The sequence below is a fragment of the Streptococcus thoraltensis DSM 12221 genome (assembly GCF_000380145.1).
Lineage (GTDB): Bacteria > Bacillota > Bacilli > Lactobacillales > Streptococcaceae > Streptococcus > Streptococcus thoraltensis.
Map to the genome: position 1 here is coordinate 73,891 of NZ_KB904586.1, position 24,970 is coordinate 98,860.

Sequence of the window (24,970 nt, forward strand, 5' to 3'; positions counted from 1 at the left end):
GGATTATCCAAATTTACCAGTAATATAGTCTTCTGTTTCTTTATGTTTTGGTTTCATAAACATGGTCTTAGTATCTTCAAATTCAATTAAATTACCATCAAGGAAGAAACCTGTGCGATCTGAAATACGTGATGCTTGCTGCATTGAACGTGTCACAACAACCATTGTATAATCTTTTTTAAGTCCGTATAAGGTCTCTTCGATTTTCCCTGCTGAAATAGGATCCAAGGCTGATGTCGGCTCATCTAAGAGAATGATACGTGGACTAGTTGCCAACACACGCGCAACACAAACACGCTGCTGTTGCCCACCAGATAAACCAAGTGCAGAATCATTAAGACGATCTTTGACTTCGTTCCAGATTGACGCACCAATCAAAGATTTTTCAACGGCCTCATCAAGAACTGCTTTGTCTTTTATCCCCTTGATACGTAAACCATAAACAACATTTTCGTAAATTGACATTGGAAAGGGATTCGGTTGTTGAAACACCATGCCAATTTCTTTACGCAAATCTACAGTATCTGTCCTAGGGCTATAGATATTATGTCCATTGTAACTGATAGAGCCTGTTAGAGACCATTCTGGATTCAAGTCTCCCATGCGGTTAATTGCTCTAAGAAGGGTAGACTTACCAGAACCCGATGGTCCGATTAGGGTTGTGATTTCGTTTGGAAAAATATCGAGTGACACACTATTCAAAGCTTTTTTCTTTTCATAATAGACCGACAAATCGCGGACTTGTAAAATTGGGTTTGTCATTCGTTCTCCTTCCTATCCAAAACGTCCTGAAACATAATCACTTGTTGACTGTAACTTAGCATTTTGGAAAATGTTTTTTGTTTTATCATATTCAATCAAGTCACCTAGATAGAAAAAGGCTGTATAATCACTCGCACGTGCAGCTTGTTGCATGTTGTGCGTTACGATAATGATTGAGTAATTTTTCTTCAATTCAAACATGGTTTCTTCCAGTTGCATGGTTGCAATTGGGTCCAAATTTGACGCAGGCTCATCCATCAAAAGAATCTCCGGTTTTACCGAAATAGCACGAGCAATGCACAAACGTTGTTGCTGACCACCAGAAAGTGTAAAGGCTGATTTATGAAGGTCATCTTTCACCTTATCCCAGAGCCCTACTTGTCGCAAAGAAGTTTCAACAATCTCATCAAGGACTTTCTTGTCTTTAACACCAGCACGTTCATGTGCAAAGGTGATGTTATTGTAAATAGATTTTGCAAATGGGTTGGGGCGCTGGAAAACCATCCCAATATGCTTACGCATTTCGTAAACATTGATTTCTGGTGCGTTGACATCAATGCCTTGATACATGATTTCACCAGTAACTTTGGCAATATCAATGGTATCATTCATACGATTTAAACTACGCAAGAAGGTTGATTTACCACATCCTGATGGACCAATCAAGGCTGTAATTTTATTTTTTTCGAATTGCATATCAATTCCTTTGATAGCTTCATTTTTACCATAATAAACATGCAAGTCATTGGTTGATAAAATGAGATTATCCTCAGGGAAAGTAATGATATGTCTTTCATCCCAATTATACTCAGGCATATGAACTCCTTATTAGGTTGCTGATGTTAGTTTTTCGTGTAATTTCTTACCAATAAAGCGAGCAGATAAGTTGAAAATCAAAATAAAGATTAATAAGACTGCTGCTGACCCTGCAGAAACAAGAGTTCCATCTGGAATTGTTCCTTCACTGTTAACCTTCCAGATATGAACAGCTAAGGTCTCAGACTGACGGAAAGGTGAGATCGGGCTGGTTACACTGAGAGGATTCCAGTTTGACCAATCTAGGGCTGGTGCTGACTGACCCGCTGTGTAAATCAAGGCTGCCGCTTCCCCAAAAATACGCCCTGAGGCTAAGACAATACCTGTCACAATACCTGGTAATGCTTCTGGAACAACAACATGCAAAACAGTTTCCCAGCGTGATAAGCCTAGCGCTAGACCAGCCTCACGTTGTGTATGATGAACCGTACGAAGGCTATCTTCAACGGTACGCGTCATTTGTGGAAGGTTAAAGACAGTTAAAGCAAGGGCACCGGAAATAATTGAAAAGCCATATTCAAACTGCACAACGAAGATCAAATAACCAAATAAGCCAACAACGACTGATGGTAATGATGACAAAATTTCGATACAGGTACGAATAAAGTTTGTCAAACGACCTTTTTTAGCGTATTCCGCAAGATAAATTCCTGCACCCATTGACAAAGGAACTGAAATAATCAAGGTTGTAACCAATAGGAATAACGAATTGTAAAGTTGAATTCCAATACCACCACCTGCTTCATACGAAGAAGATTTGCCAGTCAAGAAGGACCAGCTGACATGAGGCAAACCGCGAACCAAAATAAAGAGGATGAGCGATGCCAAGATTGCGACGATAATCGCTGCAATGGTGTAGAGAACACCAGTTGCTAATTTATCCATTTTTTTAGCGTTCATAGTTTCTCTTTCTCTCTCTTGTGATGAATTTAACGAGGGTGTTGAAGGCAAGACTCATAAAGAGCAAGACCAAGGCAAGTGACCAGAGAACATTATTTTGAACTGTTCCCATAACGGTATTACCGATTCCCATTGTCAAAACTGATGTCAGAGTTGCTGCTGGTGTCGTCAATGACGTTGGAACAACAGCAGAGTTACCAACAACCATTTGGATAGCTAGTGCTTCACCAAAAGCACGAGCCATTCCGAAGATGACCGCTGTAAAAATCCCCGGACGAGCCGCATTTAAAACGACACGCCAAATGGTTTGCCAACGTGTTGCTCCCATAGCCATACTTGCTTCACGATAGTGGCGAGGCACTGCACGAAGACTGTCAGTTGTCATGAAAGTAACGGTTGGGAGAATCATAACAAAAAGAACAAACACTCCTGACAAGATACCAAATCCAGTTCCTCCAAAGATGGAGCGAACGAAAGGTACAACAATTTGCAAACCAATAAATCCATAAACGACAGAAGGAATACCAACCAATAATTCAACGGTTGGTTGAAGGATTTTACTACCATACTTAGGAGAAACTTCCGTCATAAAGACTGCTGCTCCGATAGCAAAGGGGGTTGCAACCAATGCTGACAAGATGGTAACGATAAAAGATCCCATAATCATCGGTAGTGCCCCCATGAGGGGTTTACCATCTGGACCTTTCACACCGGGTTGCCAGTCTGAACCAAATAAAAATTTAAAGACATTGATTTTGTCAACAAAGAATGTTGAAAGACCTTTTTGAGCGACGAAAATCAAAATCATCGCAACGATAAAAACAATTAAAGCAAGACATAGAAAAGTAATGGTCTTACCAAACTTCTCAAGACGAGAGTTTTTTGAAGGTGCGACTAATTTCTTAGCCAATTCCTGATTCTTCATTTCTACTCCTTTATTTTGGTGAGACTTTACCATCAGCAGTTTTCTCAACTTTCATATCGTTAATAGAAATGTATCCCATTCCAGCAACGATATTTGACTGAACTTCTTCAGACATCATGAAGTCTAAAAATTCTTTCGTTAGAGCCTTTGGCTCACCTTTTGTATACATATGTTCATATGACCAGATTGGCCAATCATTTGAAGCCACGTTTTTAGGAGACGGTTCAAAACCATTAAGTTTCATCGTTTTAACACTGTCATCTAAATAGGCAAATGCTAGATATGAAATTGCTCCAGGCGTTTGAGAAACAATGGATTTAACCATACCATTTGAGTCCTGTTCTTGACTCTTTTTGGCGTTGGTATCACCCATAATAACACTATCAAATGTTGCACGTGAACCTGAGCTAGCCGCACGGTTAATAATAGAAATATCTAAATCTTTTCCCCCAACTTCCTTCCAATTGGAAATTTTTCCAGAAAAAATATCACGTAGCTGTTCTGTGGTAAGATTATCGACTGAAACTTCTTTGTTAACAATAACAGCGAGACCTGCAACAGCTACACGATGATCGACTAGCTTAGAGGCATCAATGCCATCTTTTTCCTCCGCAAACAAATCACTATTGCCAATTTGGACGGCACCTGATTGAACTTGAGAAAGTCCTGTACCAGAACCACCACCTTGAACATTGATAGTTTTACCAATATTTTGCTTACTAAACTCATCAGACGCGGCTTCCACAAGTGGCTGCAAGGCGGTCGAACCAACTGCTGTTGACGTTTCCCCCTTATCAATCCATCTGGCACAACCAGAAAGGAACAATAATACTGCAGCAAGCACTCCCACAAGTGTGAGTAGCTTTTTCTTTTTCATTTTCTTTCCTCCGAAAAGCGAAATCAATTTGACATGTCAGTGAATTGTCATTCTGATATTGTCTGACAACTCACACAATTATTATATCAAGAAGTCTATCAACTGACTTTCTTTTTGAATCAAATTGTATTCAATAACAGTTATGCTTGAAATCGTAAACCTTTTGGGTAATAGTTTTTCAACTGATTTCCAACAACCTTAGCAAATCCTAAACCATTCCCATTTACGACGATTTGATACCATCCGTTGGGGTAATTCTGATTTAAAATCACTTGATTTCCAGAAACATAAATCAAAAACTGTTCTATAGTAATTTCTATATTCTGTACTACCTCAGATGGCTTTAAAGCTATTCCTAAAGCAAAAGACGGTTCAAATCTCTTCTTCTTGAATGTTCCCAAATGAAGACCATTTCTAGCGATTCTTATTTTAGATAAGTCGGGTAGACCAGCTGGCAGAAGATAAAGGTGATCACCAAAAGTTTCGTAAGAACCGGCTAGGTCAATAGCCAAGTGTTCATTTGAAAAGTGATTCCAAAGTTCGGCTTGATTTTTAGTTAAAGAGCTTGCTCTTGTTTTTTTCTTATTTTTTGTTTTCGGGCTACCTGACTGGCTTCGTAGATTTTTGAATTTAGCGATAAATTGTCCCTCCCCTTTAAACCGATGAGGGTACATGCGCACAGTTCCTGGAACCAATTCGCTGTCAGTCATACCGTTGATTGGTCTAATCGGAATGAGTTCTAAATAATCAAAACTTTCCAAAAGCCAAGAAACAACATCTTCATTTTCCTCTGGTGACCATGTACATGTTGAATAGACCAGCTCGCCTCCTGGTGCTAGCATTGTTATAGCCTCAGATAAAATAGTTTTCTGTAAGTCGGCTAATTCATTTGGATAATCTTCATGCCAGTAAGCCATCGCATCTGGATCTTTTCGAAACATTCCTTCACCAGAACATGGCCCATCAAAAACAATCAAGTCAAAATAATTTGGAAACACTTTCGCCAATCGTTCCGCTGATTCATTAGTTACAACGACATTCCTTGCACCAAATCGTTCAATGTTCTCAGCCAGAATCTTACTTCGCTTGGTATTTATCTCATTGCTGATTAAAAGACCAGTGTTGTTCAAATAACTTAATAAGTGCGTTGTTTTCCCTCCGGGAGCAGCTGCTAAATCTAGAACCTTCATACCGGGTTTAGGACTGGCAACTTGACCAACCATCTGAGCAGCCGGCTCCTGTGAGTACACCAATCCGGTTACGTGTTCAACAGACTTTCCAGATATTTTTCCGTAATGCCCCCACGGCGTATCAGGTATCGGTTCATCAAACGTAACTTGTTGTTCTTTTAAAGGATTCGTTCGAAAACCTGAGATAGCAGTTTCGTCAAACGACGCAAAAAAAGGCTGAGCCTCATTTCCAAGTATACCTTGGTATTTATTGATAAAATCTTGTGGTAATTCCATAGACATATTATAACAAATTCCTAACTATTGACCTACAAAAATCATGCTGATTGCAATGACATAGTCTTTTGAATTAACGTTGACACACGGTCACTTTCGACTTGTCCTACCTATACTCAATGACAATCAAAAGGAGACTAAGCGACACAGATAGCAGATAGAACTGGTGTTCATCAAATCAAGTCAATAACATCTATTTTTGATTTTCGAAGAGTGTTAAGTACTGTTCTGCGTCTTTTTCTGTTCCTTGTCTGAAAGTTAATTCATTTGACTATAGTCTGGCTTTTCTTTATAAAACATACGATACCTCACAAACTCTTTTTCTGATATGGTATTCCTAAGCATATCAAAAAGCCCTTAGAACCTTAATTCTAAGGACTTTGTCTTCTATGTTGAAGCCCTCAGTGCTTCACTTTCTTAATCTTTTTTAATGGACCAGTTTTTGAATAACTGGCAATTCTTCTTTTGGAACAAACATCACCTTTTGTCGATTTTTAAAATCAACTTTCTGGCCCGTTACTGTCAATAAACAATAACCCAGTCTCTCACCCATAATTGCTGCAGCTGCATAATCCCAAGGAGCAATATTAGAGAAATAAGCTAGAAGTTTTCCAGACATGACTTGAGCCATACTGATACCTGCACCACCATAGACGCGTACGCCAAGAACAGTTTTGGTGAATTCTCGAAGACCGTTAGTATTTTCTAAATACATTTGAGCGTTGACGCCAACTAGGCTACGCTTAAAAGAACGATGTTGATAGCTTTCAAGCTTTATATCATTGGCATAGACATCAAATTGCCCACCACCTGAGTAAAGAACATCCTGCATGACATCCAAAATCAAGCCAAACTGACCAACTCCATTTTCGTAATAGGCAATCATAATGGCAAAATTATCTTGTTGTGCAATAAAATTAACAGTACCGTCAATCGGATCAAGAACCCAAACATTCCCTTCAGAAATCGGATGGGTAACATCATCTTCTTCTGCTAGAAAATAATCATCTGGATAGGCTTTTAGGATAGATTTAATCATTAGTCCCTGACATTGCTTGTCTAAACTGGTGACCAAGTCAGTTTCATCAGCTTTTTCTTCTATATCAAAATCCTGATTCATGGCTTCCTTAATAAACAAACCAGCTTCTTTAATCAGGGATTTTGCAAATAAAAATTTACTTTCCAAGCTTCACCCACCCTTCAGATTGTGATTTTGCTGCTTGAACCGTTCGATATGTTGAGTAGCCACTCACTCGCTCAAAGTCTTTATCCAAACGTTTTTCCTCACCTTTTGAAGGAACTACTTTTTTAAAATCCTTATAAGCTTCTAGTAATACTTTCCCATCGACCTTACTCTCGTAAGCTTTCTCCACCTGATTAAAAAAATGAAGCACTGAAGTCATTTCTTCAGTACTCCAGGATAAATCAAGTGGGTATGAATAATTGTTATTGGGCATGTCTTCCCTCGATTTCAGCACGGATAGTCGCTTGACGCAATTCTTGTTTGCGATAGTCACGAGGGAGAAATGCACGGATTTCATCCTCGTTAAAGCCAATCTGCATGCGTTTTGCGTCCATGATAATTGGTCGGCGTAAAAGACTAGGATTTGAAGCGATGAGTTCAATCAACTCCGAAATTGATAAATCATCCACATCTACATCTAATTTTTGAAAAACTTTAGAGCGTGTTGAAATAATGTCTTCCGTACCATTCTCAGTGAATGACAAGATAGACATTAAGCCTTCTTGAGTCAGAGGACTTGTAATAATGTTGTGTTCTTCGTATTCAACGTCATGTTTTTCTAACCAAGCACGCGCTTTACGACAACTAGTACAACTTGGTGATAAAAATAAAGTAATCATATACCGCCTCATTAATCAATCTACTTATTTTTTTATTATACAAAAAAATAAGTGGATTGGCTATGCTTTTTGCCAATTTATCGCAATTTCTTGGTCACTTTTCAATTGTTCAACCAAATCGTCGATACCGTTGAATTTTTCCATTTCTCGAATCTTTTCCAACCAGAATATTTCGATTTCCTCACCGTATATATCCCCTGAAAAATCAAAGATATTGACCTCTAACCGCAACTCAGTACCACCAAAGGTTACGTTTTCTCCTATGCTAGTCATAGATCGGTATTGCTTACCTTTGACAAGAACATCCGTCACGTAAACACCGTCAGAAGGGATGTGTGTTCTATCGATGGGGGCTAAGTTAGCAGTTGGAAAACCAATCGTTCGACCACGAGCGTCACCGTGAACAACAATTCCTCTGGTTGAAAAATCATAACCAAGCAATTTATTGGCATCACTGACCCTACCTTCTTGGATTAAGTCACGAATTCGGGTGGAGCTAATTTTCTGATTTCCATCTGTTACTTCCGCCACTGTCACTACATTGCCTTCAAAATTTCTGGAGAGATAATCAGCGTTTGTTCGATTGTGACCAAAATGATAATCAAATCCAACGACAATGGAATCCGGATTCAGCTGCTTAATATAAGTATCAATGAATTGATCGGATGTTACTTTGGCAAAATCACTGGTAAAATCTGTTAAATAAAGGGTATCAACGCCATATTCTTCAAACTTTTCATAACGTTTTTCTGGATAGGTAATATGGAGTAACAAATCAGGAGTATATCGGCAAAAAGCTAATTTAGGAGACTCAAGAAAGGTTAATACTAGAACTTTTAGCCCCTTTTGCTTTGCAATTTCTTTCGCCTGTTCAAACAGTGCTTTATGCCCTTGATGTAGAGCGTCAAAATAACCTAAAACAAGGACTGTTTTTTCAGTTTCACTAATTTCTTGGTAAGAGTGTATCGTTTTTATTTTCATGATAGTAGTACTTTTCTTGGTTTGTACAAGTCTTCTCGTCTTTCTAAAATTGCCACAACTTTGTCATCATAATAAGCCGCTAGAGTCTCTTTTTGACTGTCTATTTTGATAAATCTGCCAAATCGGATTTCAGCAACATCATCTTCACTTAATTCGACTGAGGGTAAATCAGATACACCATATTCAATCGGTAAAAGAAAGCTCAAATCATCATTCTCAAACATTTCCTGAATTTCTTTCAGATTATACGCTTCAGATAGTTCTAGACCAGCAGATGCTGTTCGTTGCAACCGCGACATGTGGCTGGCAAGGCCAAGGCGCTTTCCAAGATCAACTGAAAGAGTTCTGACATAGGTCCCCTTGCTGCAAGCAACTTTGAAAGAGAATCTGACCCATTCATCACCAAATTCTAAAGGGGAGGTTCTCACGAATTCTTTAATAACAACATGACGTTCAGGACGTTCAATGGTTTCACCGGCACGGGCATACTCATATAATTTTTTTCCATTAACTTTCACTGCAGAATACATGGGAGGAACTTGAATAATCTGCCCAGTCAAGGTCTGCATAGCAGTGTCAACTGCTTCTTGTGTTAAATCATCTGTGATTGGTGTGCGCTCTACCATTTCACCACTAGCATCTTCTGTCGTTGTAGAGAAGCCTAGAGTTACTTCTCCCTCATAAACTTTTCCAGCTTCTGTCATAAACTCAATCACTCGAGTTGCCTTTCCTACCGCGATTGGTAAAACTCCCGTGACGTCGGGATCCAAGGTTCCTCCGTGACCTATCTTTTTTTCATGTAATATTTTACGAAGTTTAAAAACAGCATCGTGGCTGGTCATCCCAGCTTCTTTTTTTAGGTTAATAATTCCGTTAATCATAATAGTTATTATAACATAAAGCAAAAAAAGAGTGAGACACAAGAATCTCCAATTAATAGGATTATGTGTCGCCACCCTCATTACTTTTGCTTATAAAACATCTCTATTAAAATCTGTATCTATTGCTCTGAAATCTTGGATTTCTTGAACATATTCTAAAACGCCCTCAAATTCTCCATCAGCGTTACGTACTGCCGCATAAGTAATGTGCACAAAAATCTCTCTTTTTTCAGACTTAAACCACATGGTTACCTTGTCTTTTTGCCCCGATTTAAGAAGTTCTATAACTTTTTTGACTTTTTCCAGAACCCTTGGAGGGTGACAAAGCTCAACATGTCGCCCAACTTGGCTGGGATTACGTTTAAATATCATATCTTCGGTCGGTGCATAATCATTATAATATTGGAAGATGTCCTCTTTATTAACAAAGGTAATTTCCATCGGCAAATGATTAAGTATTAGATTGGCTTGTTCAACCGATAAATAGCCATTCCCAAAAGGCTGCGGTGTGTTTCTATCAATAACCTCTTCCTTTTCCTTAGGTGTAAAGGTAATCGATAAAGTACCTGCGTCCGTTTCTATAGTTTTAGTATTGGAATACTCATTCTCTTGTGTTTTAGCCTCTACATCATCTACAGTCTGCTCATTTGTTTGTAAAAAGTCTTCCCTATGAGGTTGCCATTCTTGCGTCGGCTTAATAATAGCATAACCATATTTGTCGCTATCTTTAGCAATGGTAAGCCAATCATCTTGTGTGAAAGTGTCTAAAAGGATCATCAATAAGATAGATTCTTCCTTGAAAATCATTTCTTCGAATTCACTTGCAAATGCTTCGAATTTTTCTTTAATCATTTCAAGGGACGTGTCAGGTAAGAAATCCATAGCATTCTTCGCTTCAGCAAACAAGTCACGAATATTATCATCCACACCCCACATGACCTTAGGTGGGGCATCGTGACCATAACGCTCCATAATCGGGAAAAAAAGTTCTTCCTTTCGAGTATAATGATTATCAAATTGGCCTAAAAGCATCATCTGGTGCTTTAAACCTTTTGTTAATTGATCAGCAAATGCTACATTTTCAGGTTTAGCTAAATTATCTAAAATGCGACGAATGCGGAGCATGGCAGCCCGAAGAGCAAGGTTTTCTTGTTTAAAAACATAAACGGGGTGTCCTTCTTGATCCGCATCTGCCACTTCTACATCCTGAACGGCACCTTTGAAAAGATTAGCATGGACATTACACAAACCCATGATGTCTTCGAAAGTGATTCCTGTGTCCGAGGACATCAGCTCATGTTCCATCATTGAAACCTCTAATGCTGAGACTCCCGTAAAATGTTGATTAAAGCGTTCCTGAACGGAATCAGCACTTGCGCCATGATGAAGTTCAAGTAAAATCTCTTTTAGTATCTCAATACGATTTTCACTCATAACTTATTCCTCTATATCATATCCATGCATTATCAGTGTTTCTCTGATTTTTTCGATTGGGATATGAGCTAATGTCGACCCAGCCTTTAAACTCGTCACCTTACCAACTGTATTTACCATAGCAGGATTTGCTAGAGGTTTAAACCCTAAATCCACCAGTATCTCCTGAAGCTCTGGATGTTCTTTTAAAATATCAGCGACTGGTTTTTTAAAATCTATCGTATTATGCATCGCAAACCTCTTTTAGTATCAAAATATCATTTGTTTTTGAGATCTTCAAATTGCTTTCGCATGGTCGGATTCTTTCGTGTCAATTTCTTAACTGACACATCTTCCAATTTATTATTCGCTAGTCGCAATTGATTCTCACTAGTTGTCAAAGCTGCCTTGACTGCCTCCATTCGCTTGATGGATTTATCAATTTCATCAATAGCTTTTTGGAAATTCTTACTTGCTGATTGGTAGTTCTTAGCAAAAGCATTTTTAAAGACATCCAAATCCTCTTCAAAGTGTGTAATATCGATATGTTGTTCTTTTACTAAGGCCAGCTCTTGCTTATATTGCAATGAATTGAGCGCTGCATTACGCAGTAATGTAATGATTGGAATGAAAAATTGTGGGCGAACCACATACATCTTTGGATATTCGTAGGAAACATCGACAATGCCGTTATTGTAAAGATCGTTATCCATTTCTAAAAGTGAAACCAAAATGGCATACTCGCATCCCTTTTCACGGCGGTCCTTGTCCAATTCCTTGAAGAAATGTTCATTTTTCTTTTTAGAGGCTGTTTCATCACCTTCATTTTTCATCTCAAACATGATTGAAATGATTTCGATACCATTGTCATCAAACTCGCGGTAGATATAATCGCCCTTTGAGCCTGTTTTAGCGTCGTTATCTTTTCCAAATTGTGCATTTGGAAAGGCGGTCATGCGAAGACGGTTAAACTCATACTCACAATGTTGCTCCAAGCTCTCCCCAATCATCTTAGTTGATTGTTTTGCTTTAAAATCCTTGTAGTAAGCGATAAGTTCATCTTTTTGCGCTAATTCTGTTTGGTGTCGACTTAGCAAAGATTGTTTATCCAACTCCTGTTTTTGCTCTTGAAGTAAGAGTTGATTGGCTATCTGGTCTTTTTCTTGCTGAAGTTGGGTTAAGGCATCTTGTTTTTCTCTATCTTTTTCCAAACTAAGAAGATCTATTTGGGATTGTAAATCTTGATTTTCCCTATCCTTTTGAGCTAAGGCTTGAGCTAGAGCCAAGGCATTATCTGCTGCAAGTTTATCAATTTTTTGTTTTAAGTTATTGATTTCTTCATTCTTCTGAGTCATTGCATCCTGCAACTCAATAGCCTGATTGCTTTCAAACGTCTCTAGTCGATGTTCTAAAGCAGCAATTTCTTTTTCTTTTTTCCCTAACTCAGATTGTAAGGCGTTTTTAGATTGTTCTTCAATAAGGCGTTTTTCTGACGCCAGTCTTTCCAAAAGATCATGCTCAAATTCTTTAGTCCTTACTTGCTCTAATAATTGACTATACTCTGTTTCGTTAATTGTAAACACTGTCTGACAATGGGGACATTTTATTTCATTCATCTCAAACTCCTCACTCATTTTGGTTTTATTATAGCAAAAAAAGCAATGATATTCAGTGCTTTCTTGTTTATTATGGAAACAGTGTTCGCTTCACTTCTTCTTGAATATATTGCCACTCTTGATTGGCACGTTCAAACTTACGTTGGAAATCAGCTTGCCCTCGTAAATAACGACCAATAGCATAATCCTGCTTAACGATAGGCAACATAGGGACAGGAATTTCTCCGATTTCCTTGGTTGAGAGATTCATAACAGATTTTCCTCGGTCAGTTGCTTTTAGTAATTCCTGACCAGCTTCTGTTTCAAAAAACAATTTAAGATAATGACCTCTAACTTTAGCTGATGGTCTGATTATCGTAAAATTAGATGATGCTACTACTGGCCTAGACTGCTCGTCAAATACAGCAAGTTTTAGCTGAGTTCCTTTGGAAGAAATTAGAACATCACCTGCTTGTAAATAGTATTTAGATACTAAGCGTTCATCCTCATCGTATGTTTTTAAATTGGGATATTCAACAAGTCCATCCTTTATATCAACAATATTGATAATGGCGATGCGTTCTCCTTCAGCTTTTGAAGAGACTGCTCTTCCTTTAAAAATACTAGCAATATCTTTTAAAAGGGACTGATGACCTGATTTATTTGATTCCATAATTGGAAAAGCTCTCCTTCTGTTGATATTAGTATTTTAATACAAATAAGGTACTAAAGCAAGTAAAAAACCAGATAAATCTGGTTTTGAGGTTAAACTGATAATCAGACGTTGAGATTAAATAAATTCTTCAAACGCGAATAAGCGAGATCATCTCCAACAAAGAAGATATGGTCCCCTGCTTCTAAAACCGCATAAGGACTCGGTGACAATATGAGGGTTCCTTGACGTTCTATTCCAACGATAGTTGCACCGGTTTGATGCCAAATATTTAAATCGCGAATGGATTCCCCCAAATGGCTAGCTTCTTCAGTTAAAATGATTTCATAGGGCGTAAAAGGATACTTACGGCTGACAGATTGACTTTGCAGTAAATACTCATCAACTAAATCAGCAAGATCCTCTAGCTCATCAGCTTGCTTTTTAATATTTTCACGGATTTTATTCTTTAGCATTGCGACAGAATGAGTGGTTTCGTAATTTTTCAAGAAGTATTCAGCCTTCTCTTTTGACAATACAATCGCACCACTACCGTGTTTTAAACTGACAATATGCATATCAGCTAAGATATTTAACCCCTTACGAGCAGTTTCTGGAGAGACATTAAAGGTACTTGCTAATGTTGACCTTGATTTTAATTTCTCACCAACTTCGTAATCGCCATCAGCAATTCGTTTAGCAACTGCGACAGCAACTTGTTGATATCTGGAACTTTTTACTTCTGAATTGACTCTCCGCATTATTTTATCCTCCGACTTGATTTTATCACCTTATCCAAGTCTTGACAATAGGGAGCAATCTGCAAACCTATCATTTTCCTGAAATGCCGTAACTTACCATAAAATTCTTACATCATCTACTCATCTTTTCGCTCAACACTTCACAATATAAAACAAAAGATTAGGATTTCTCCCAACCTTCCGCCACTAAATCACCTTTAAAGATGAATTAGTTATTCTATTGCTATTAATCAGCAACAACTACATCGCCATCCACTGAAGCTGTGTAGGTAACACCTTCAGATGAGTCAGTTGACATAGCGTCTTTAGCTTTTTCTGCTTGTTCTGAAGCGTATTTCTTAGCTTCAGAAGCTTTTTCAACAGTAAACTCTTTAGCTTGAGCAGCCTTTTCAGATGCATAATCACGAGCTTCTCCTGATTTTTCTGAAATGTACTCACCCGCATTTTGAGCAGCTTCTTTGGTACGTTCGTAACCAGCAGCTGTTGCTTCTTTCGCACGCTCATAACCAGTAGCTGTCACTTCTTTTGTCTTAGCATAGCCAGCTTCAACACGGTCTTGAACAGTCACAGAAGCTTCTTCAAACTCCTTACGAGTCATAATGTCAACAACATTAATGTTAACTTCAATAACTTTAAGATGAGTCATCGTTTCGACATTTTGAGCAATAATCTCTTTAATACCTTCAGCAATGGCAGGAATGTCTTTGCCGTATTCAACGATAACATCAAGATCAGTAGCTACTTCTTCTTTACCAACTTCAACGTTAACGCCAGTTGTTACATCTTCGGAATTAATTAACTTTTCTTTGACGTTTGAGAAGAATCCTCCACTAACATCTAATAGCCCATCAATGTTTTCAAGAGCGTGACCAACGATTTTTTGGATCACTTTTTCATCATAAGTTACTGTACTTTTAATTTCAGTCATAATACTACCTATTCCTATTTGTCATTTTTTGATTTAAGGCCGTCAATAGCACCTTTTACAGTATCTTTAGCGTCAGCGATTTTTTCTTTAATATCACCAGTCACTTTTTCGACTTTACCTTCAGATTCTGTACGTTTGTCACCAGTTACTTTTCCAAGACCTTCTTTAATGCCACCAGAGACTTTATCTACTTTAGCATCGAATTTTTCTTCAGACATCTTTCTTCCTCCTAAAATTATCTTATGGCTAGCGCCTTTATTATTTCACACGTGGCTCAGCTTGTTCTTGAACACGGTCAACACCATTACTTACAGCACCTTTAGCATTATCGTATTGGTTTGAAACAAATTGACCAGTTGCTTGTGCACCATTTGCCACACGGTCTTGAAGACTTACTGAATCAGCCTCGTGTTGTTCACGTGTCTTAATATCAACAACGTTAACATTAACTTCAACAACTTCAAGATCAGTCATTTTAGTAATTTCTTCTTGAACAACTTTTTTGATTTGGTCAAAAATAGTTGGCACGTGTTGTTGATATTCAACAACAGCGTCTAAATCAACGGCAACTTGTTTTGTACCAACTTCAACGTTAACACCGTCTGTCACATTGTTAGTATTGACTAACTTTTCTTTGATATTTGAGAAGAAGCCACCATTGATTGCAAGTAAGCCATTCACATGTTCAACGGCTAGTCCAACAATTTTTTCAATAACTTTATCTTCGTAAGTTAGCTGACCACGAATAGCTTTTGGATCCACTGTGTTGTTGTTTACTGAATGATTTTGTACCATAATATACCTCTTTCTATATATAAAGAATAATGACTTAGTTATTTATTTAAAATTTATTTAAAATTTTCCAAGAAACGATCAATTAGTCCTGTTTCCTGAACAAAGTAACCAGCAAAGCTACCTGCCGCAACAAGAACTAAGATGAATAATGTTTTAAAAAATCCGAATGTCACTAGTAGAAGTGCTAAGAAGAAAGCTGCCCCTCCACCAATGATGGGGTATTTGTACTTTTCAAATATTTCCATGCTTTACTCCTATTCTACACGACCAGTTTTAATTGTCTTTTCCTCAATAACATCTTTGACTTTGACACTGAAATCAACATCGTGTTCCACGCCAAAGAAGGCTTTGAGTCCAACTTCCAAATCTTTCTTAAGTTTTTCTGTATTCGTAATGACATTTGATCGAGGAACAACTTGACCTTTAACATCAACTTTGAATTTTTTCTTGTAAAGATTTGCCGTTACTTTAGGATTTTTCATTAAACCTTCTGATTCAACAAGACTCTTGACATAGCCTTCAATTGCTGACTTCTTAAGTTTTAACTTACCTTTGTTGTCGGTAAGCTCAATCTCACTATAACGACGTGGGAAGAAAATAACGACTACAATCGCAATAATCACGAGTACAAAGAGTACAGTCGCAGCCCATAGAAAATACCTTGATAATAATTCTTGCCAAATGCTATTGACACGAAAATTGACAGGTAACCAAGATAGAGCTGGAAGACGCAAGATACGCTGATTAAGCAAGATGACATTCCCAAGCACCGTGAGAAGTACAATCCCGACAAGGCTATACAGAACTTTCCATCCTTTTGCCATAACTCCTCCTTTATAAAATATTATTTATTTTTTGAAAGCACGAATGATACAACAATGACAACAATCACTGCCCCAAGGATTGACGGGATAAGTGCCATACCTGCTAAACTAGGTCCCCAAGAACCAAAGAGAGATTGACCAACCCAAGAACCAGCAATACCGGCGAGGATATTGGCAATCCAACCCATTGAACCACCTTTTTTAGTAACTGCTCCTGCAATCGCACCAATAAGTGCTCCAACGATAAGTGACCATAAAAATGACATAATATAAACCCTTTCTACTCACATCTCCATGTGAACTAAACAAGATACCTTCATCAAAGTATCATTTTAACAATGCAACAACTTTCTCGAGAAATGGTCTAAGTGACCACTTATAAATTAAGTGAGTGTGTATGTTACTTTTTTAGAGATAACACTCAAACAAAGAAAACGTTCTCTATGCTTTTCCAATGGTATTTCTAAAACTGACCACATTTCATTTAATTTATATTGTTATTATACACTATTACGTCCAGAAAACAATTAATATGCTCTATTTTCAATAAAATTTTTTCAAATGATTGAATATTAGTGTTATAATTTCACTTCTCTACCATATATAAGTCATTTCGACTCTTGAAAAGATTCAAGCAAATCCTTGATGGTACTTGCAACAACTTCCGCAGTTGGCTCCAAAACTTGATCGCTGTACTGCTTTAAAGGTTGATAATTGCCTACTTGGTAAGCATACAGGGCTTCATTAAAGAGTTCAATATCATTCTTATCATTCCCAAAAGCTATATAGGGAAGCAAATCAAGTTCTTTTAGTGCTGCTGCTTTTGAAATCCCTTTAGGTGTAATGTAAAGACACTTTTCATTTTCATGGTAGGAAACAGTAACATCATCAAAACGTTCAAAATGAACAAGCAAGTCTTCTTCCAAATCAGGATGATTTCCAAGATAAATGACCATTTTAATGGCGTAGGTCATCTCAGAAAGAGTTACTTCTTTGCCTTGTCCACTCTCATCAACAGAAGAAATAAACGGGATCATTTTTCTCTGAGAGACAGCAAAATTTAAAGCATCGTCAATGAAATATGGGAGATTGTACTCTTTACAATAAGAAAGAATATCTTTAAAATCCTTTTGCCCTAGATGCCACTTGGTCACCAGTTCCCCCTTATCATAAAACAACCCACCATTAAGCCCGATAACTTTTTCCTTTGAAAATTTAGACCCTAGAAGATTTTCGCAATCGCGATAAGATCTAGCTGAAGCAAAAATCAAATCGTGACCAGATTCTTTTACTAATTGGAGAGCTTGCAAGATTTTTTCATTGATAGTCTGCCCATCAAAGCATATGGTACCATCAATATCGAAAACAAATTTCATAGTAATCTTCGTGTCATTTAGCTAATAAAAATTAGCAAAACCAACCTTTCTTACTTTTTACCATTATTGTAAACCTTTTCTTTTCAAAAGACTACTATTTTAATGCTTCTGTCCTAAATTATTCGGTTTTACATTCAAAAAGAACCTAGTCATCGACTAAGTTCCCTTTAATTATTATTTTTTCTCAATGGGGGCAACTGATGCTAGTAGTTTTTTTAAACCGACTTCTGGAAATTTGATTTTTAATTCCTGAGTTGACCCTGAGCCCGAGACTTCTAAGACAGTGCCGTCTCCCCATTTTTTATGATAGGCAATATCACCAATTTGCCAATCAACTTCTTCTGATTTAGATTGGCTTGATTTTTTGAATGGTAGTGGCTCCTTAGTTGAGGTGTAGGGCTGAACTGCAGAACGAGGTTGCGCCTGAGCCTTGCGCTCTTGAAGTGCTTGCGATAGGCTCATACCTTGACCAAATTGGGTCGGTTGATTCTTAGTGTATTTGACCCCAAAAGAAGAATTTGCCGGTCTCGCCAAGCCTTGGTACTGGAGTAAATCATCTGAAATCTCTCTAAGGAAGCGTGTCGGACGATTATAAGAGGTCTTACCAAAGAGTGTCCGCGTATTGGCATTGGTCATGAAAAGAACTTCTTCGGCTCGTGTAATGCCAACGTAAGCAAGACGACGTTCTTCTTCCAACTCATCTGGGTCTTCTGCTGCTCTAGATAGAGGAAAGACGCCTTCCTCCATACCAATCAGAAAGACAACGGGAAATTCAAGACCTTTGGCAGCATGAAGTGTCATCAGAGTTACTTCAGCAACTTCTTCTTTTCCATCGTCTGTGTCGGCAATCAGCGCCAAATCATTAAGGAAACGACCGAGTTTGTCAATGCCTGTTTCATCATCAGAGCCATCCTCATTGGTTTCATCAAAGTTTTTGGTTACGGAGAGAAACTCTTCGATATTTTCAATACGAGCCTGACTTTCCAGAGTGTTCTGCAATTGCAAAGCTTCTAGGTAGCCGGATTTCTCCAAAACAGCTTCAACCAACTCTGTAATGCTATATTTGTCCAAATCAGCTCGGAGATTTAGGAGCATATTTGCCAAGTCCCATACCGCTTGCGCTGCTTTTCCTTTGATACCTGAAAGCATGATTTGCTCGGAAGCATCGAGTAAACTCATGTTTTGAGTGTTTGCAAAGGTACGGATTTTTTCTAACGTTCCAGGACCAACACCACGTTTAGGCTCATTGACAATTCGCTCATAGGAAATATTATCAGCCGTATTGGCAATGACATTCAAATAAGAAATCACATCGCGAATTTCCTTGCGGCTGTAGAACTTGGTTCCTCCAACCATAGTGTAAGGAATATTGGACTTGAGCAGAGCCTCCTCAATAGTACGAGACTGGGCATTTGTCCGATAAAGAACGGCGAAGTCTTTGAAATTCTTATCCATTTCACGCGCCATATTGGAAATAGTTGAAGCGACAAAGACCGCTTCTTCCTGCTCATTATTTGCGCGATAATAGACCAACTGTTCACCGTCAGCGTTTTGTGTCCAGAGTTTTTTAGGACGGCGATTTCGGTTATTGTTAATGACTTCGTTTGCGGCTTGGAGAATTTTCTTGGTCGAGCGATAGTTTTCCTCTAATAAAACAACTTTGGCTTGAGGGTAGTCTTTTTCAAAATCTAAGATATTTTGCATATCGGCGCCACGCCATCCATAAATAGACTGGTCAGCATCCCCAACAACACAAATATTTTTAAAACGTGACGCCAGCAATTTAACTAATTGATACTGGGCGTGGTTAGTATCTTGATACTCGTCAACGTGAATGTACTGATAACGTTGTTGGTAGTAGGCAAGGACATCGGGATGTTGGTCGAAAAGACGCAAAGTCATCATGATTAAATCATCAAAATCCATCGCCTCAGAGCGACGAAGTTCTTCCTGATAGGCTTTGTAGCATTTGGCAACGATTTGCGTGTACATATCACCAGCTTGCATCTCATAGGCTTTTTCATCTAACAGATCGTTTTTGGCGTTAGAAATAGTCCCTAGAATAGCCCTCTCATTCCAGTTTTTAGGATCTAAATTGAAGTTTTTGAGAATCCGTTTCATGAGCGTGCGTTGTTCACCAGGATCGACGATGGTAAAGTTGCGGTTGTAACCAATATGATCAGCCTCACGACGCAAAATACGCACACACATGGAGTGGAAAGTAGCTATTAAAGTATCTTGAGTTGCTGGATTAAGAGCCATAGCACGCTCTCTCATCTCACGCGCAGCTTTATTGGTAAAGGTAATGGCTAAAATATTCCAAGGATTAACAAATTTCTCATCGATCAAATAGGCAATACGATGTGTCAAAACTCTCGTTTTACCAGATCCCGCCCCTGCCATAATTAAAAGCGGTCCTTCTGTAGTTTGTACCGCTTCTGCTTGACGATCATTCATTCCATTCAATAAAGGATTCATAAGGTCCTCTTTCTTTTTGTAAAATCATTTAATATTTTACCATTTTTAGCTTGTAAAATCTCTTAAAAATTTTCCACTCTTCCTAACATCCTTGTATTGTTCGGCTTCTATGTTATTTTTAAATTTTCCTAAAAATACACTTGACAAGTCATATAGATTAGATTATGATAAATCAAAATAATATATACCGAAAGATGTTAATCAGGAGAAGATAGTCTGACAACTATCGCCGAAGGAGTTAAACTCTCAGGTACCTCTTAAGAGGTGGGACTGGTATACTGACGGACTTCTGGAGAGACCTCTTTAGTGAGGCGCCGAAGGGGCAAGGCAATGCCCAATCTCTCAGGCAAAAGGACAGAAGGCAAAGACCAAATGAAACAAACCTGTTTTTTAGGTTCTGTTTTGTGACGGCTTTTTAGCTATCATCGTCTATTACGTTAGTAACCATACAACCATCTCAGTAGAGATGGTTTTTTCGTATCTTACTTTTGTTTAATAGACGCTCTATCGGTTAAGGAGTTTGTTATGATTGCTTTTTTCTCTCAGCTAGATAGTTTGGTTTGGGGACCACCCCTCCTTATTCTTTTAGTCGGTACGGGGATTTACCTTTCAGCCAGATTGAACCTCATTCAGATCACTAAGTTACCAAAAGCCATTAAACTCATTTTTACTGATGATAGGGGGGAAGGCGACATTTCCAGCTTCGCAGCTCTGGCAACTGCCTTAGCCGCAACAGTTGGGACAGGAAATATCGTCGGTGTGGCGACTGCTATTAAAAGTGGTGGTCCTGGTGCTCTTTTTTGGATGTGGGTAGCTGCTTTCTTTGGTATGGCCACCAAATACGCTGAAGGTCTTCTTGCGATTAAATACCGCAGCAAGGATGCTAATGGTGAAGTCTCTGGTGGACCAATGCACTATATCATAAACGGAATGGGACACCAATGGAAACCTTTAGCCATCTTCTTTGCTGTCGCCGGTGTCTTAGTTGCTTGGTTTGGTATCGGAACCTTTACGCAGGTCAATTCTATTACGTCTTCTTTGGAAAATAGTTTTGGTGTTTCACCTAAACTGGTTAGCCCTATTTTAGGTGTCTTGACCGCCCTCATTATCTTCGGTGGAATTCAGTCAATCTCAAAAATTTCAGAAAAAGTTGTGCCTTTTATGGCAGGACTTTACATTATGGCTGCCTTATTAGTTATTACCTTCCATTACAAAAATGTTCCTGCCACCGTCTCACTTGTTTTTACCTCAGCCTTTACTAAAACCGCTGCTGTCGGTGGTTTCACAGGTACCGTGGTAAAAGAAGCCATCCAAAAAGGGATCGCGCGTGGGGTTTTCTCAAACGAATCTGGACTAGGTTCAGCACCAATCGCTGCTGCCGCTGCTAAAACAGACGAACCTGTTGAACAGGGATTAATTTCAATGACAGGTACCTTTATAGACACCATTATTATCTGTACTCTAACGGGGTTAACGATATTAGTAACCGGTCAATGGACAACGTCTCTTGATGGCGCTCCTCTTACCCAAGCTGCCTTTGCTGAAATTTTCGGTCAATGGGGAATTCTGGCTTTAACTATCTCGCTTGTACTCTTTGCTTTCACTACAATTCTTGGTTGGTCTTATTATGGTGAGCGTTGTTTTGAATTTTTATTTGGTGTAAAATATCTACCACTATATCGTTTGATTTTCGTTATCATGGTTAGTCTTGGTGGTTTTCTCAGCCTTGATCTGATTTGGATTTTGGCTGACATCGTTAACGGTCTCATGGCAATCCCTAACTTAATCGCACTTTTAGCGCTTTCTCCAATCATCATTAAGGAAACAAATCGTTATTTTACTAAAAACTAACTGACACTACCTATTGTCTATAGTGTTTTCTCTATTTGACAAAACATTTCAAGTCACTATATAATAGACAGCGGCAATTTATAAAATTTTTGCAATAATCATTAATAATCATTATAGAAAGAAAAAACAGACATGCACGAATTACTTTCATCTATTGATGGATACGTTTGGGGACCTCCGTTACTAATCCTTTTGGTTGGAACTGGTATCTTCCTTTCCAGCCGACTTGGATTTATTCAAATTTTCAAACTCCCCACTGCTCTTAAACTGATTTTTTCAGACGATAGTAATGGTGATGGAGACATCTCCAGTTTCGCTGCTTTGACAACCGCACTTGCTGCAACAGTAGGTACTGGTAACATTGTTGGTGTTGCTACTGCTATTAAACTTGGTGGACCAGGAGCTCTCTTTTGGATGTGGGTAGCTGCCTTCTTTGGAATGGCAACCAAATACGCTGAAGGACTCCTTGCTATCAAATATCGTATCACAGACGAAAATGGGGAAAAAGCCGGTGGGCCAATGTACTACATCACCAATGGTTTGGGACAAAAATGGAAATGGCTAGCGGTTATCTTCTCAATCTTTGGATCTATGGTGGCTCTTCTAGGATCAGGTACATTTACACAAGTCAATTCCATTACAGATTCACTTAAAAACACTGTTGGCGTTTCGCCACAAATTATTAGTCCTATCTTAGCTGTGCTTGTAGCCGTCATTATCTTTGGTGGGATTCAATCCATTTCAAAAGTCTCTGAAAAACTGGTTCCCTTTATGGCAGGCATTTACATCTTGGCTGCTATTGTGGTTATCATTTTCCACGCTGACAACTTTATTCCAAGTATCATCCTTATTTTCAAATCAGCCTTCACAGGGCAAGCTGCTCTGGGTGGGTTTGCAGGTGCGGGTTTCATGTTAGCCATTCAATCAGGAGTGGCTCGTGGGGTCTTCTCTAATGAATCTGGTTTGGGTTCTGCTCCTATTGCCGCAGCTGCTGCTCGTACCAATGAACCCGTTGAACAGGGATTGATTTCAATGACAGGTACCTTTATTGATACCATCATTATTTGTAGCTTAACTGGTTTGAGCATTATCGTTACAGATGGTTGGTCAACTGATTTAAATGGCGCCATCTTAACACAATTTGCTTTTGAACAAGTTTTCGGTAATATTGGTCAAATCGCTTTGACTATTAGTCTTGTACTGTTTGCCTTTACCACAATCCTTGGCTGGTCATACTACGGAGAGCGCTGTTTCGAATTCCTCTTTGGTGGTAAATCAATCATTGTCTATCGCATTTTGTATGTTATCATGATTGCTCTTGGTGGCTATATCAGTCTTGAAACTATCTGGGTTTTAGCAGATATTGTTAACGGTCTTATGGCCTTCCCTAACTTGATAGCATTGCTTGGCTTATCGCCTATTATCGTCAGTGAAACTAAGAAATATTTCACTAAACAAAAATAAGAAGTAAACATCAGAAAACTGGTGTTTTTCTTATGCTATAATGGTTAAGTTAAGAAAAATAGAGGAGCTTTCATGTCACATCCTTCTGAAAATTTACGATTGGCCAAACGAGGTCCTATCCTTAGCATTTCTGCTTATATCGTCCTTACCATCGGAAAACTAATTTCCGGTTACTGGCTTGATTCATCATCATTAATCGCCGATGGTTTTAATAACCTATCTGATATCGTCGGAAACGTTACCCTCTTAATTGGACTCCACCTAGCCAGTCAACCAGCGGATGAAAACCACCGCTTTGGTCACTGGAAGATTGAAGACCTTTCCAGCCTCATTACATCTTTCATCATGTTTTTAGTTGGTTTTCAAGTGTTAATCCAAACCATCCAAAAAATCATCTCAGGAAAAGAAACTGCCATCGATCCCCTTGGTGCTATTGTTGGCGTTATTTCAGCCTTTGTTATGTTTGGTGTTTATTTTTACAATAAATCCCTTTCCAAAAAAGTAAAATCTAGCGCCCTAGTGGCCGCCTCAAAAGATAACCTCTCTGATGCTCTTACTTCTTTAGGAACTTCTGTCGCCATTATCGCGACCTCCCTAAATTTTCCTATTATTGATAAATTAGTCGCTGTTATTATCACATGCTTTATCCTAAGGACAGCCTACGAGATATTTATGGAGGCGACATTTAGCCTTTCTGATGGTTTTGATCAGTCCCAACTTAAGAAATATGAAGCAGCCATCTTAGAAATTCCCAAAATAGCTGCAGTCAAATCACAACGTGGCCGGACATACGGTAGTAATATTTATCTAGATATTGTCCTAGAAATGAATCCAGACCTTTCTGTCTATGAAAGTCATGACATTACAGAACAAGTTGAAAAAATGCTCAGTGAACGATTCTCAGTGTATGATATAGATATTCATGTAGAACCCGCTGCTATTCCTGAGGATGAAATTTTTGGAAATGTGGTTAAAAAACTATACAAAAATGAAATGATCATTCTTTCCAAGATTCCAGATTTTGAACAATACATCTCTGAAGATTTCTTTACTATCGAAGCTGATGGGCAAGCTCTTAACAAGGCCCAAGTTATTGATAAGAAAATCTTTTACCCTGCCAACTTCACCAACTTCCAAGTTAAAAACATCAGTCAAAAAACTAAATTACTGACCTACACTCTGGAAAACAAACAGCACATGAGCCTCTGGCGGCGTAAAGAAAAATGGTATCTAATCTACCACCAAATCACAAAAATAGATGACAATTAAAAAAGTGAAGCTGAATCTTATCAGCTTCACTTTTTTAGTATTTCTTTTACATTGTTGTACTAATATAGTCGAATGAATTAACTGTCAAACAAG

26 protein-coding genes, 1 pseudogene and 1 riboswitch are annotated in these 24,970 nt (G+C 38.4%); of the genes and pseudogenes, 3 read left to right on the top strand and 24 right to left on the bottom strand.

The window, feature by feature from the left end; translation table 11 throughout:
- Positions 1 to 3: 3 nt before the first annotated feature.
- The 24 genes and pseudogenes from pstB (A3IA_RS0100345) to pcrA all read right to left on the bottom strand — a co-directional run bounded on the left by pstB (A3IA_RS0100345) (position 4) and on the right by pcrA (position 20,293).
- Positions 4 to 762 carry a phosphate ABC transporter ATP-binding protein PstB gene (gene pstB / locus A3IA_RS0100345; protein ID WP_018379378.1) on the bottom strand — a complete coding sequence of 253 codons (759 nt, stop codon included), beginning with the start codon at positions 760 to 762 and terminating at the stop codon, positions 4 to 6.
- Between the two features lie 12 nt (positions 763 to 774).
- Complete coding sequence (gene pstB / locus A3IA_RS0100350; RefSeq protein ID WP_018379379.1) at positions 775 to 1,578, bottom strand: phosphate ABC transporter ATP-binding protein PstB; 804 nt, start codon at positions 1,576 to 1,578, stop codon at positions 775 to 777.
- A 12-nt stretch (positions 1,579 to 1,590) separates the two neighbouring features.
- Positions 1,591 to 2,478 carry a phosphate ABC transporter permease PstA gene (pstA, locus tag A3IA_RS0100355; protein WP_018379380.1) on the bottom strand — a complete coding sequence of 296 codons (888 nt, stop codon included), beginning with the start codon at positions 2,476 to 2,478 and terminating at the stop codon, positions 1,591 to 1,593.
- A complete protein-coding gene (pstC, locus tag A3IA_RS0100360; protein WP_018379381.1) occupies positions 2,468 to 3,403 on the bottom strand; it encodes a phosphate ABC transporter permease subunit PstC in 936 nt (311 codons plus the stop codon). Before pstC ends, pstA begins: the two co-directional genes overlap by 11 nt.
- Positions 3,404 to 3,413: 10 nt before the next feature.
- Positions 3,414 to 4,280, bottom strand: coding sequence for a phosphate ABC transporter substrate-binding protein PstS (locus tag A3IA_RS0100365; protein ID WP_018379382.1), 867 nt, complete (start codon positions 4,278 to 4,280; stop codon positions 3,414 to 3,416).
- Positions 4,281 to 4,420: 140 nt separating this feature from the next.
- Entirely contained in the window at positions 4,421 to 5,746 is a 1,326-nt protein-coding gene (locus A3IA_RS0100370) for an RsmF rRNA methyltransferase first C-terminal domain-containing protein (RefSeq protein ID WP_026217474.1), read from the bottom strand.
- A gap of 427 nt (positions 5,747 to 6,173) precedes the next feature.
- A complete protein-coding gene (locus A3IA_RS0100375; protein WP_018379384.1) occupies positions 6,174 to 6,932 on the bottom strand; it encodes an inositol monophosphatase family protein in 759 nt (252 codons plus the stop codon).
- Positions 6,922 to 7,203 (bottom strand): UPF0223 family protein, encoded by a 282-nt coding sequence (locus tag A3IA_RS0100380; protein ID WP_018379385.1) that lies wholly within the window; start codon positions 7,201 to 7,203, stop codon positions 6,922 to 6,924. Before A3IA_RS0100380 ends, A3IA_RS0100375 begins: the two co-directional genes overlap by 11 nt.
- The gene (locus A3IA_RS0100385; protein ID WP_018379386.1) at positions 7,193 to 7,609 is read right to left on the bottom strand and encodes a Spx/MgsR family RNA polymerase-binding regulatory protein; all 417 of its coding nucleotides are present in this window, start codon (positions 7,607 to 7,609) and stop codon (positions 7,193 to 7,195) included. The genes A3IA_RS0100380 and A3IA_RS0100385 overlap by 11 nt, the downstream gene beginning before the upstream one ends.
- A 60-nt stretch (positions 7,610 to 7,669) precedes the next feature.
- Positions 7,670 to 8,590 (bottom strand): bifunctional riboflavin kinase/FAD synthetase, encoded by a 921-nt coding sequence (locus tag A3IA_RS0100390; protein WP_018379387.1) that lies wholly within the window; start codon positions 8,588 to 8,590, stop codon positions 7,670 to 7,672.
- On the bottom strand, positions 8,587 to 9,471 hold the full coding sequence (gene truB / locus A3IA_RS0100395) for a tRNA pseudouridine(55) synthase TruB (RefSeq protein WP_026217476.1): 885 nt from the start codon (positions 9,469 to 9,471) through the stop codon (positions 8,587 to 8,589). Before truB ends, A3IA_RS0100390 begins: the two co-directional genes overlap by 4 nt.
- 90 nt (positions 9,472 to 9,561) lie before the next feature.
- On the bottom strand, positions 9,562 to 10,905 hold the full coding sequence (locus A3IA_RS0100400) for a DUF438 domain-containing protein (RefSeq protein WP_018379389.1): 1,344 nt from the start codon (positions 10,903 to 10,905) through the stop codon (positions 9,562 to 9,564).
- Between the two features lie 3 nt (positions 10,906 to 10,908).
- Complete coding sequence (locus A3IA_RS0100405) at positions 10,909 to 11,136, bottom strand: DUF1858 domain-containing protein (RefSeq protein WP_018379390.1); 228 nt, start codon at positions 11,134 to 11,136, stop codon at positions 10,909 to 10,911.
- Positions 11,137 to 11,162: 26 nt separating this feature from the next.
- Entirely contained in the window at positions 11,163 to 12,500 is a 1,338-nt protein-coding gene (locus A3IA_RS0100410) for a DUF2130 domain-containing protein (protein ID WP_018379391.1), read from the bottom strand.
- Between the two features lie 70 nt (positions 12,501 to 12,570).
- Complete coding sequence (locus tag A3IA_RS0100415; protein WP_018379392.1) at positions 12,571 to 13,152, bottom strand: restriction endonuclease subunit S; 582 nt, start codon at positions 13,150 to 13,152, stop codon at positions 12,571 to 12,573.
- A gap of 104 nt (positions 13,153 to 13,256) precedes the next feature.
- Entirely contained in the window at positions 13,257 to 13,892 is a 636-nt protein-coding gene (locus tag A3IA_RS0100420; protein ID WP_018379393.1) for a GntR family transcriptional regulator, read from the bottom strand.
- Positions 13,893 to 14,295: 403 nt separating this feature from the next.
- Positions 14,296 to 14,820, bottom strand: a pseudogene (locus tag A3IA_RS12370) (Asp23/Gls24 family envelope stress response protein); the annotation flags it as partial.
- Between the two features lie 14 nt (positions 14,821 to 14,834).
- Positions 14,835 to 15,038 carry a CsbD family protein gene (locus A3IA_RS0100430; protein ID WP_018379395.1) on the bottom strand — a complete coding sequence of 68 codons (204 nt, stop codon included), beginning with the start codon at positions 15,036 to 15,038 and terminating at the stop codon, positions 14,835 to 14,837.
- A 40-nt stretch (positions 15,039 to 15,078) separates the two neighbouring features.
- Positions 15,079 to 15,615: an Asp23/Gls24 family envelope stress response protein gene (locus tag A3IA_RS0100435; protein WP_018379396.1), complete on the bottom strand. Its 537-nt coding sequence runs from the start codon at positions 15,613 to 15,615 to the stop codon at positions 15,079 to 15,081.
- A 53-nt stretch (positions 15,616 to 15,668) separates the two neighbouring features.
- Positions 15,669 to 15,860, bottom strand: a complete 192-nt coding sequence (locus A3IA_RS0100440) for a DUF2273 domain-containing protein (protein ID WP_018379397.1) — start codon at positions 15,858 to 15,860, stop codon at positions 15,669 to 15,671.
- A gap of 9 nt (positions 15,861 to 15,869) precedes the next feature.
- Entirely contained in the window at positions 15,870 to 16,439 is a 570-nt protein-coding gene (gene amaP, locus A3IA_RS0100445; protein WP_018379398.1) for an alkaline shock response membrane anchor protein AmaP, read from the bottom strand.
- A gap of 20 nt (positions 16,440 to 16,459) precedes the next feature.
- The gene (locus tag A3IA_RS0100450; RefSeq protein WP_018379399.1) at positions 16,460 to 16,705 is read right to left on the bottom strand and encodes a GlsB/YeaQ/YmgE family stress response membrane protein; all 246 of its coding nucleotides are present in this window, start codon (positions 16,703 to 16,705) and stop codon (positions 16,460 to 16,462) included.
- Between the two features lie 342 nt (positions 16,706 to 17,047).
- A complete protein-coding gene (locus A3IA_RS0100455) occupies positions 17,048 to 17,815 on the bottom strand; it encodes an HAD-IIB family hydrolase (RefSeq protein ID WP_018379400.1) in 768 nt (255 codons plus the stop codon).
- Between the two features lie 174 nt (positions 17,816 to 17,989).
- Complete coding sequence (pcrA, locus tag A3IA_RS0100460) at positions 17,990 to 20,293, bottom strand: DNA helicase PcrA (protein WP_018379401.1); 2,304 nt, start codon at positions 20,291 to 20,293, stop codon at positions 17,990 to 17,992.
- A 279-nt stretch (positions 20,294 to 20,572) separates the two neighbouring features.
- Positions 20,573 to 20,661, top strand: a riboswitch (glycine riboswitch).
- A gap of 157 nt (positions 20,662 to 20,818) precedes the next feature.
- On the opposite strand from pcrA, the gene A3IA_RS0100465 reads away from it, so the two are divergent.
- The 3 genes from A3IA_RS0100465 (at position 20,819) to A3IA_RS0100475 (ending at position 24,877) form a co-directional block, all read left to right on the top strand.
- Complete coding sequence (locus A3IA_RS0100465; RefSeq protein ID WP_018379402.1) at positions 20,819 to 22,144, top strand: alanine/glycine:cation symporter family protein; 1,326 nt, start codon at positions 20,819 to 20,821, stop codon at positions 22,142 to 22,144.
- A 132-nt stretch (positions 22,145 to 22,276) separates the two neighbouring features.
- On the top strand, positions 22,277 to 23,608 hold the full coding sequence (locus A3IA_RS0100470) for an alanine/glycine:cation symporter family protein (protein ID WP_018379403.1): 1,332 nt from the start codon (positions 22,277 to 22,279) through the stop codon (positions 23,606 to 23,608).
- 72 nt (positions 23,609 to 23,680) lie between these two features.
- Positions 23,681 to 24,877, top strand: coding sequence for a cation diffusion facilitator family transporter (locus tag A3IA_RS0100475; RefSeq protein WP_018379404.1), 1,197 nt, complete (start codon positions 23,681 to 23,683; stop codon positions 24,875 to 24,877).
- The last annotated feature ends 93 nt before the right edge of the window (positions 24,878 to 24,970 follow it).

Bases quoted from the DNA above. Each gene is read 5' to 3' on its own strand.
- A3IA_RS0100380 (WP_018379385.1), bottom strand. From the start codon at position 7,203: ATGCCCAATAACAATTATTCATACCCACTTGATTTATCCTGGAGTACT.
- A3IA_RS0100410 (WP_018379391.1), bottom strand. From the start codon at position 12,500: ATGAATGAAATAAAATGTCCCCATTGTCAGACAGTGTTTACAATTAAC.
- A3IA_RS0100385 (WP_018379386.1), bottom strand. From the start codon at position 7,609: ATGATTACTTTATTTTTATCACCAAGTTGTACTAGTTGTCGTAAAGCG.
- A3IA_RS0100400 (WP_018379389.1), bottom strand. From the start codon at position 10,905: ATGAGTGAAAATCGTATTGAGATACTAAAAGAGATTTTACTTGAACTT.
- amaP (WP_018379398.1), bottom strand. From the start codon at position 16,439: ATGGCAAAAGGATGGAAAGTTCTGTATAGCCTTGTCGGGATTGTACTT.
- A3IA_RS0100390 (WP_018379387.1), bottom strand. From the start codon at position 8,590: ATGAAAATAAAAACGATACACTCTTACCAAGAAATTAGTGAAACTGAA.
- truB (WP_026217476.1), bottom strand. From the start codon at position 9,471: ATGATTAACGGAATTATTAACCTAAAAAAAGAAGCTGGGATGACCAGC.
- A3IA_RS0100365 (WP_018379382.1), bottom strand. From the start codon at position 4,280: ATGAAAAAGAAAAAGCTACTCACACTTGTGGGAGTGCTTGCTGCAGTA.
- A3IA_RS0100465 (WP_018379402.1), top strand. From the start codon at position 20,819: ATGATTGCTTTTTTCTCTCAGCTAGATAGTTTGGTTTGGGGACCACCC.
- pstA (WP_018379380.1), bottom strand. From the start codon at position 2,478: ATGAACGCTAAAAAAATGGATAAATTAGCAACTGGTGTTCTCTACACC.
- pstB (WP_018379378.1), bottom strand. From the start codon at position 762: ATGACAAACCCAATTTTACAAGTCCGCGATTTGTCGGTCTATTATGAA.
- A3IA_RS0100435 (WP_018379396.1), bottom strand. From the start codon at position 15,615: ATGGTACAAAATCATTCAGTAAACAACAACACAGTGGATCCAAAAGCT.
- A3IA_RS0100450 (WP_018379399.1), bottom strand. From the start codon at position 16,705: ATGTCATTTTTATGGTCACTTATCGTTGGAGCACTTATTGGTGCGATT.
- A3IA_RS0100470 (WP_018379403.1), top strand. From the start codon at position 22,277: ATGCACGAATTACTTTCATCTATTGATGGATACGTTTGGGGACCTCCG.
- A3IA_RS0100405 (WP_018379390.1), bottom strand. From the start codon at position 11,136: ATGCATAATACGATAGATTTTAAAAAACCAGTCGCTGATATTTTAAAA.
- A3IA_RS0100420 (WP_018379393.1), bottom strand. From the start codon at position 13,892: ATGCGGAGAGTCAATTCAGAAGTAAAAAGTTCCAGATATCAACAAGTT.
- A3IA_RS0100440 (WP_018379397.1), bottom strand. From the start codon at position 15,860: ATGGAAATATTTGAAAAGTACAAATACCCCATCATTGGTGGAGGGGCA.
- A3IA_RS0100475 (WP_018379404.1), top strand. From the start codon at position 23,681: ATGTCACATCCTTCTGAAAATTTACGATTGGCCAAACGAGGTCCTATC.
- A3IA_RS0100455 (WP_018379400.1), bottom strand. From the start codon at position 17,815: ATGAAATTTGTTTTCGATATTGATGGTACCATATGCTTTGATGGGCAG.
- A3IA_RS0100415 (WP_018379392.1), bottom strand. From the start codon at position 13,152: ATGGAATCAAATAAATCAGGTCATCAGTCCCTTTTAAAAGATATTGCT.
- pstB (WP_018379379.1), bottom strand. From the start codon at position 1,578: ATGCCTGAGTATAATTGGGATGAAAGACATATCATTACTTTCCCTGAG.
- pcrA (WP_018379401.1), bottom strand. From the start codon at position 20,293: ATGAATCCTTTATTGAATGGAATGAATGATCGTCAAGCAGAAGCGGTA.
- pstC (WP_018379381.1), bottom strand. From the start codon at position 3,403: ATGAAGAATCAGGAATTGGCTAAGAAATTAGTCGCACCTTCAAAAAAC.
- A3IA_RS0100430 (WP_018379395.1), bottom strand. From the start codon at position 15,038: ATGTCTGAAGAAAAATTCGATGCTAAAGTAGATAAAGTCTCTGGTGGC.
- A3IA_RS0100370 (WP_026217474.1), bottom strand. From the start codon at position 5,746: ATGGAATTACCACAAGATTTTATCAATAAATACCAAGGTATACTTGGA.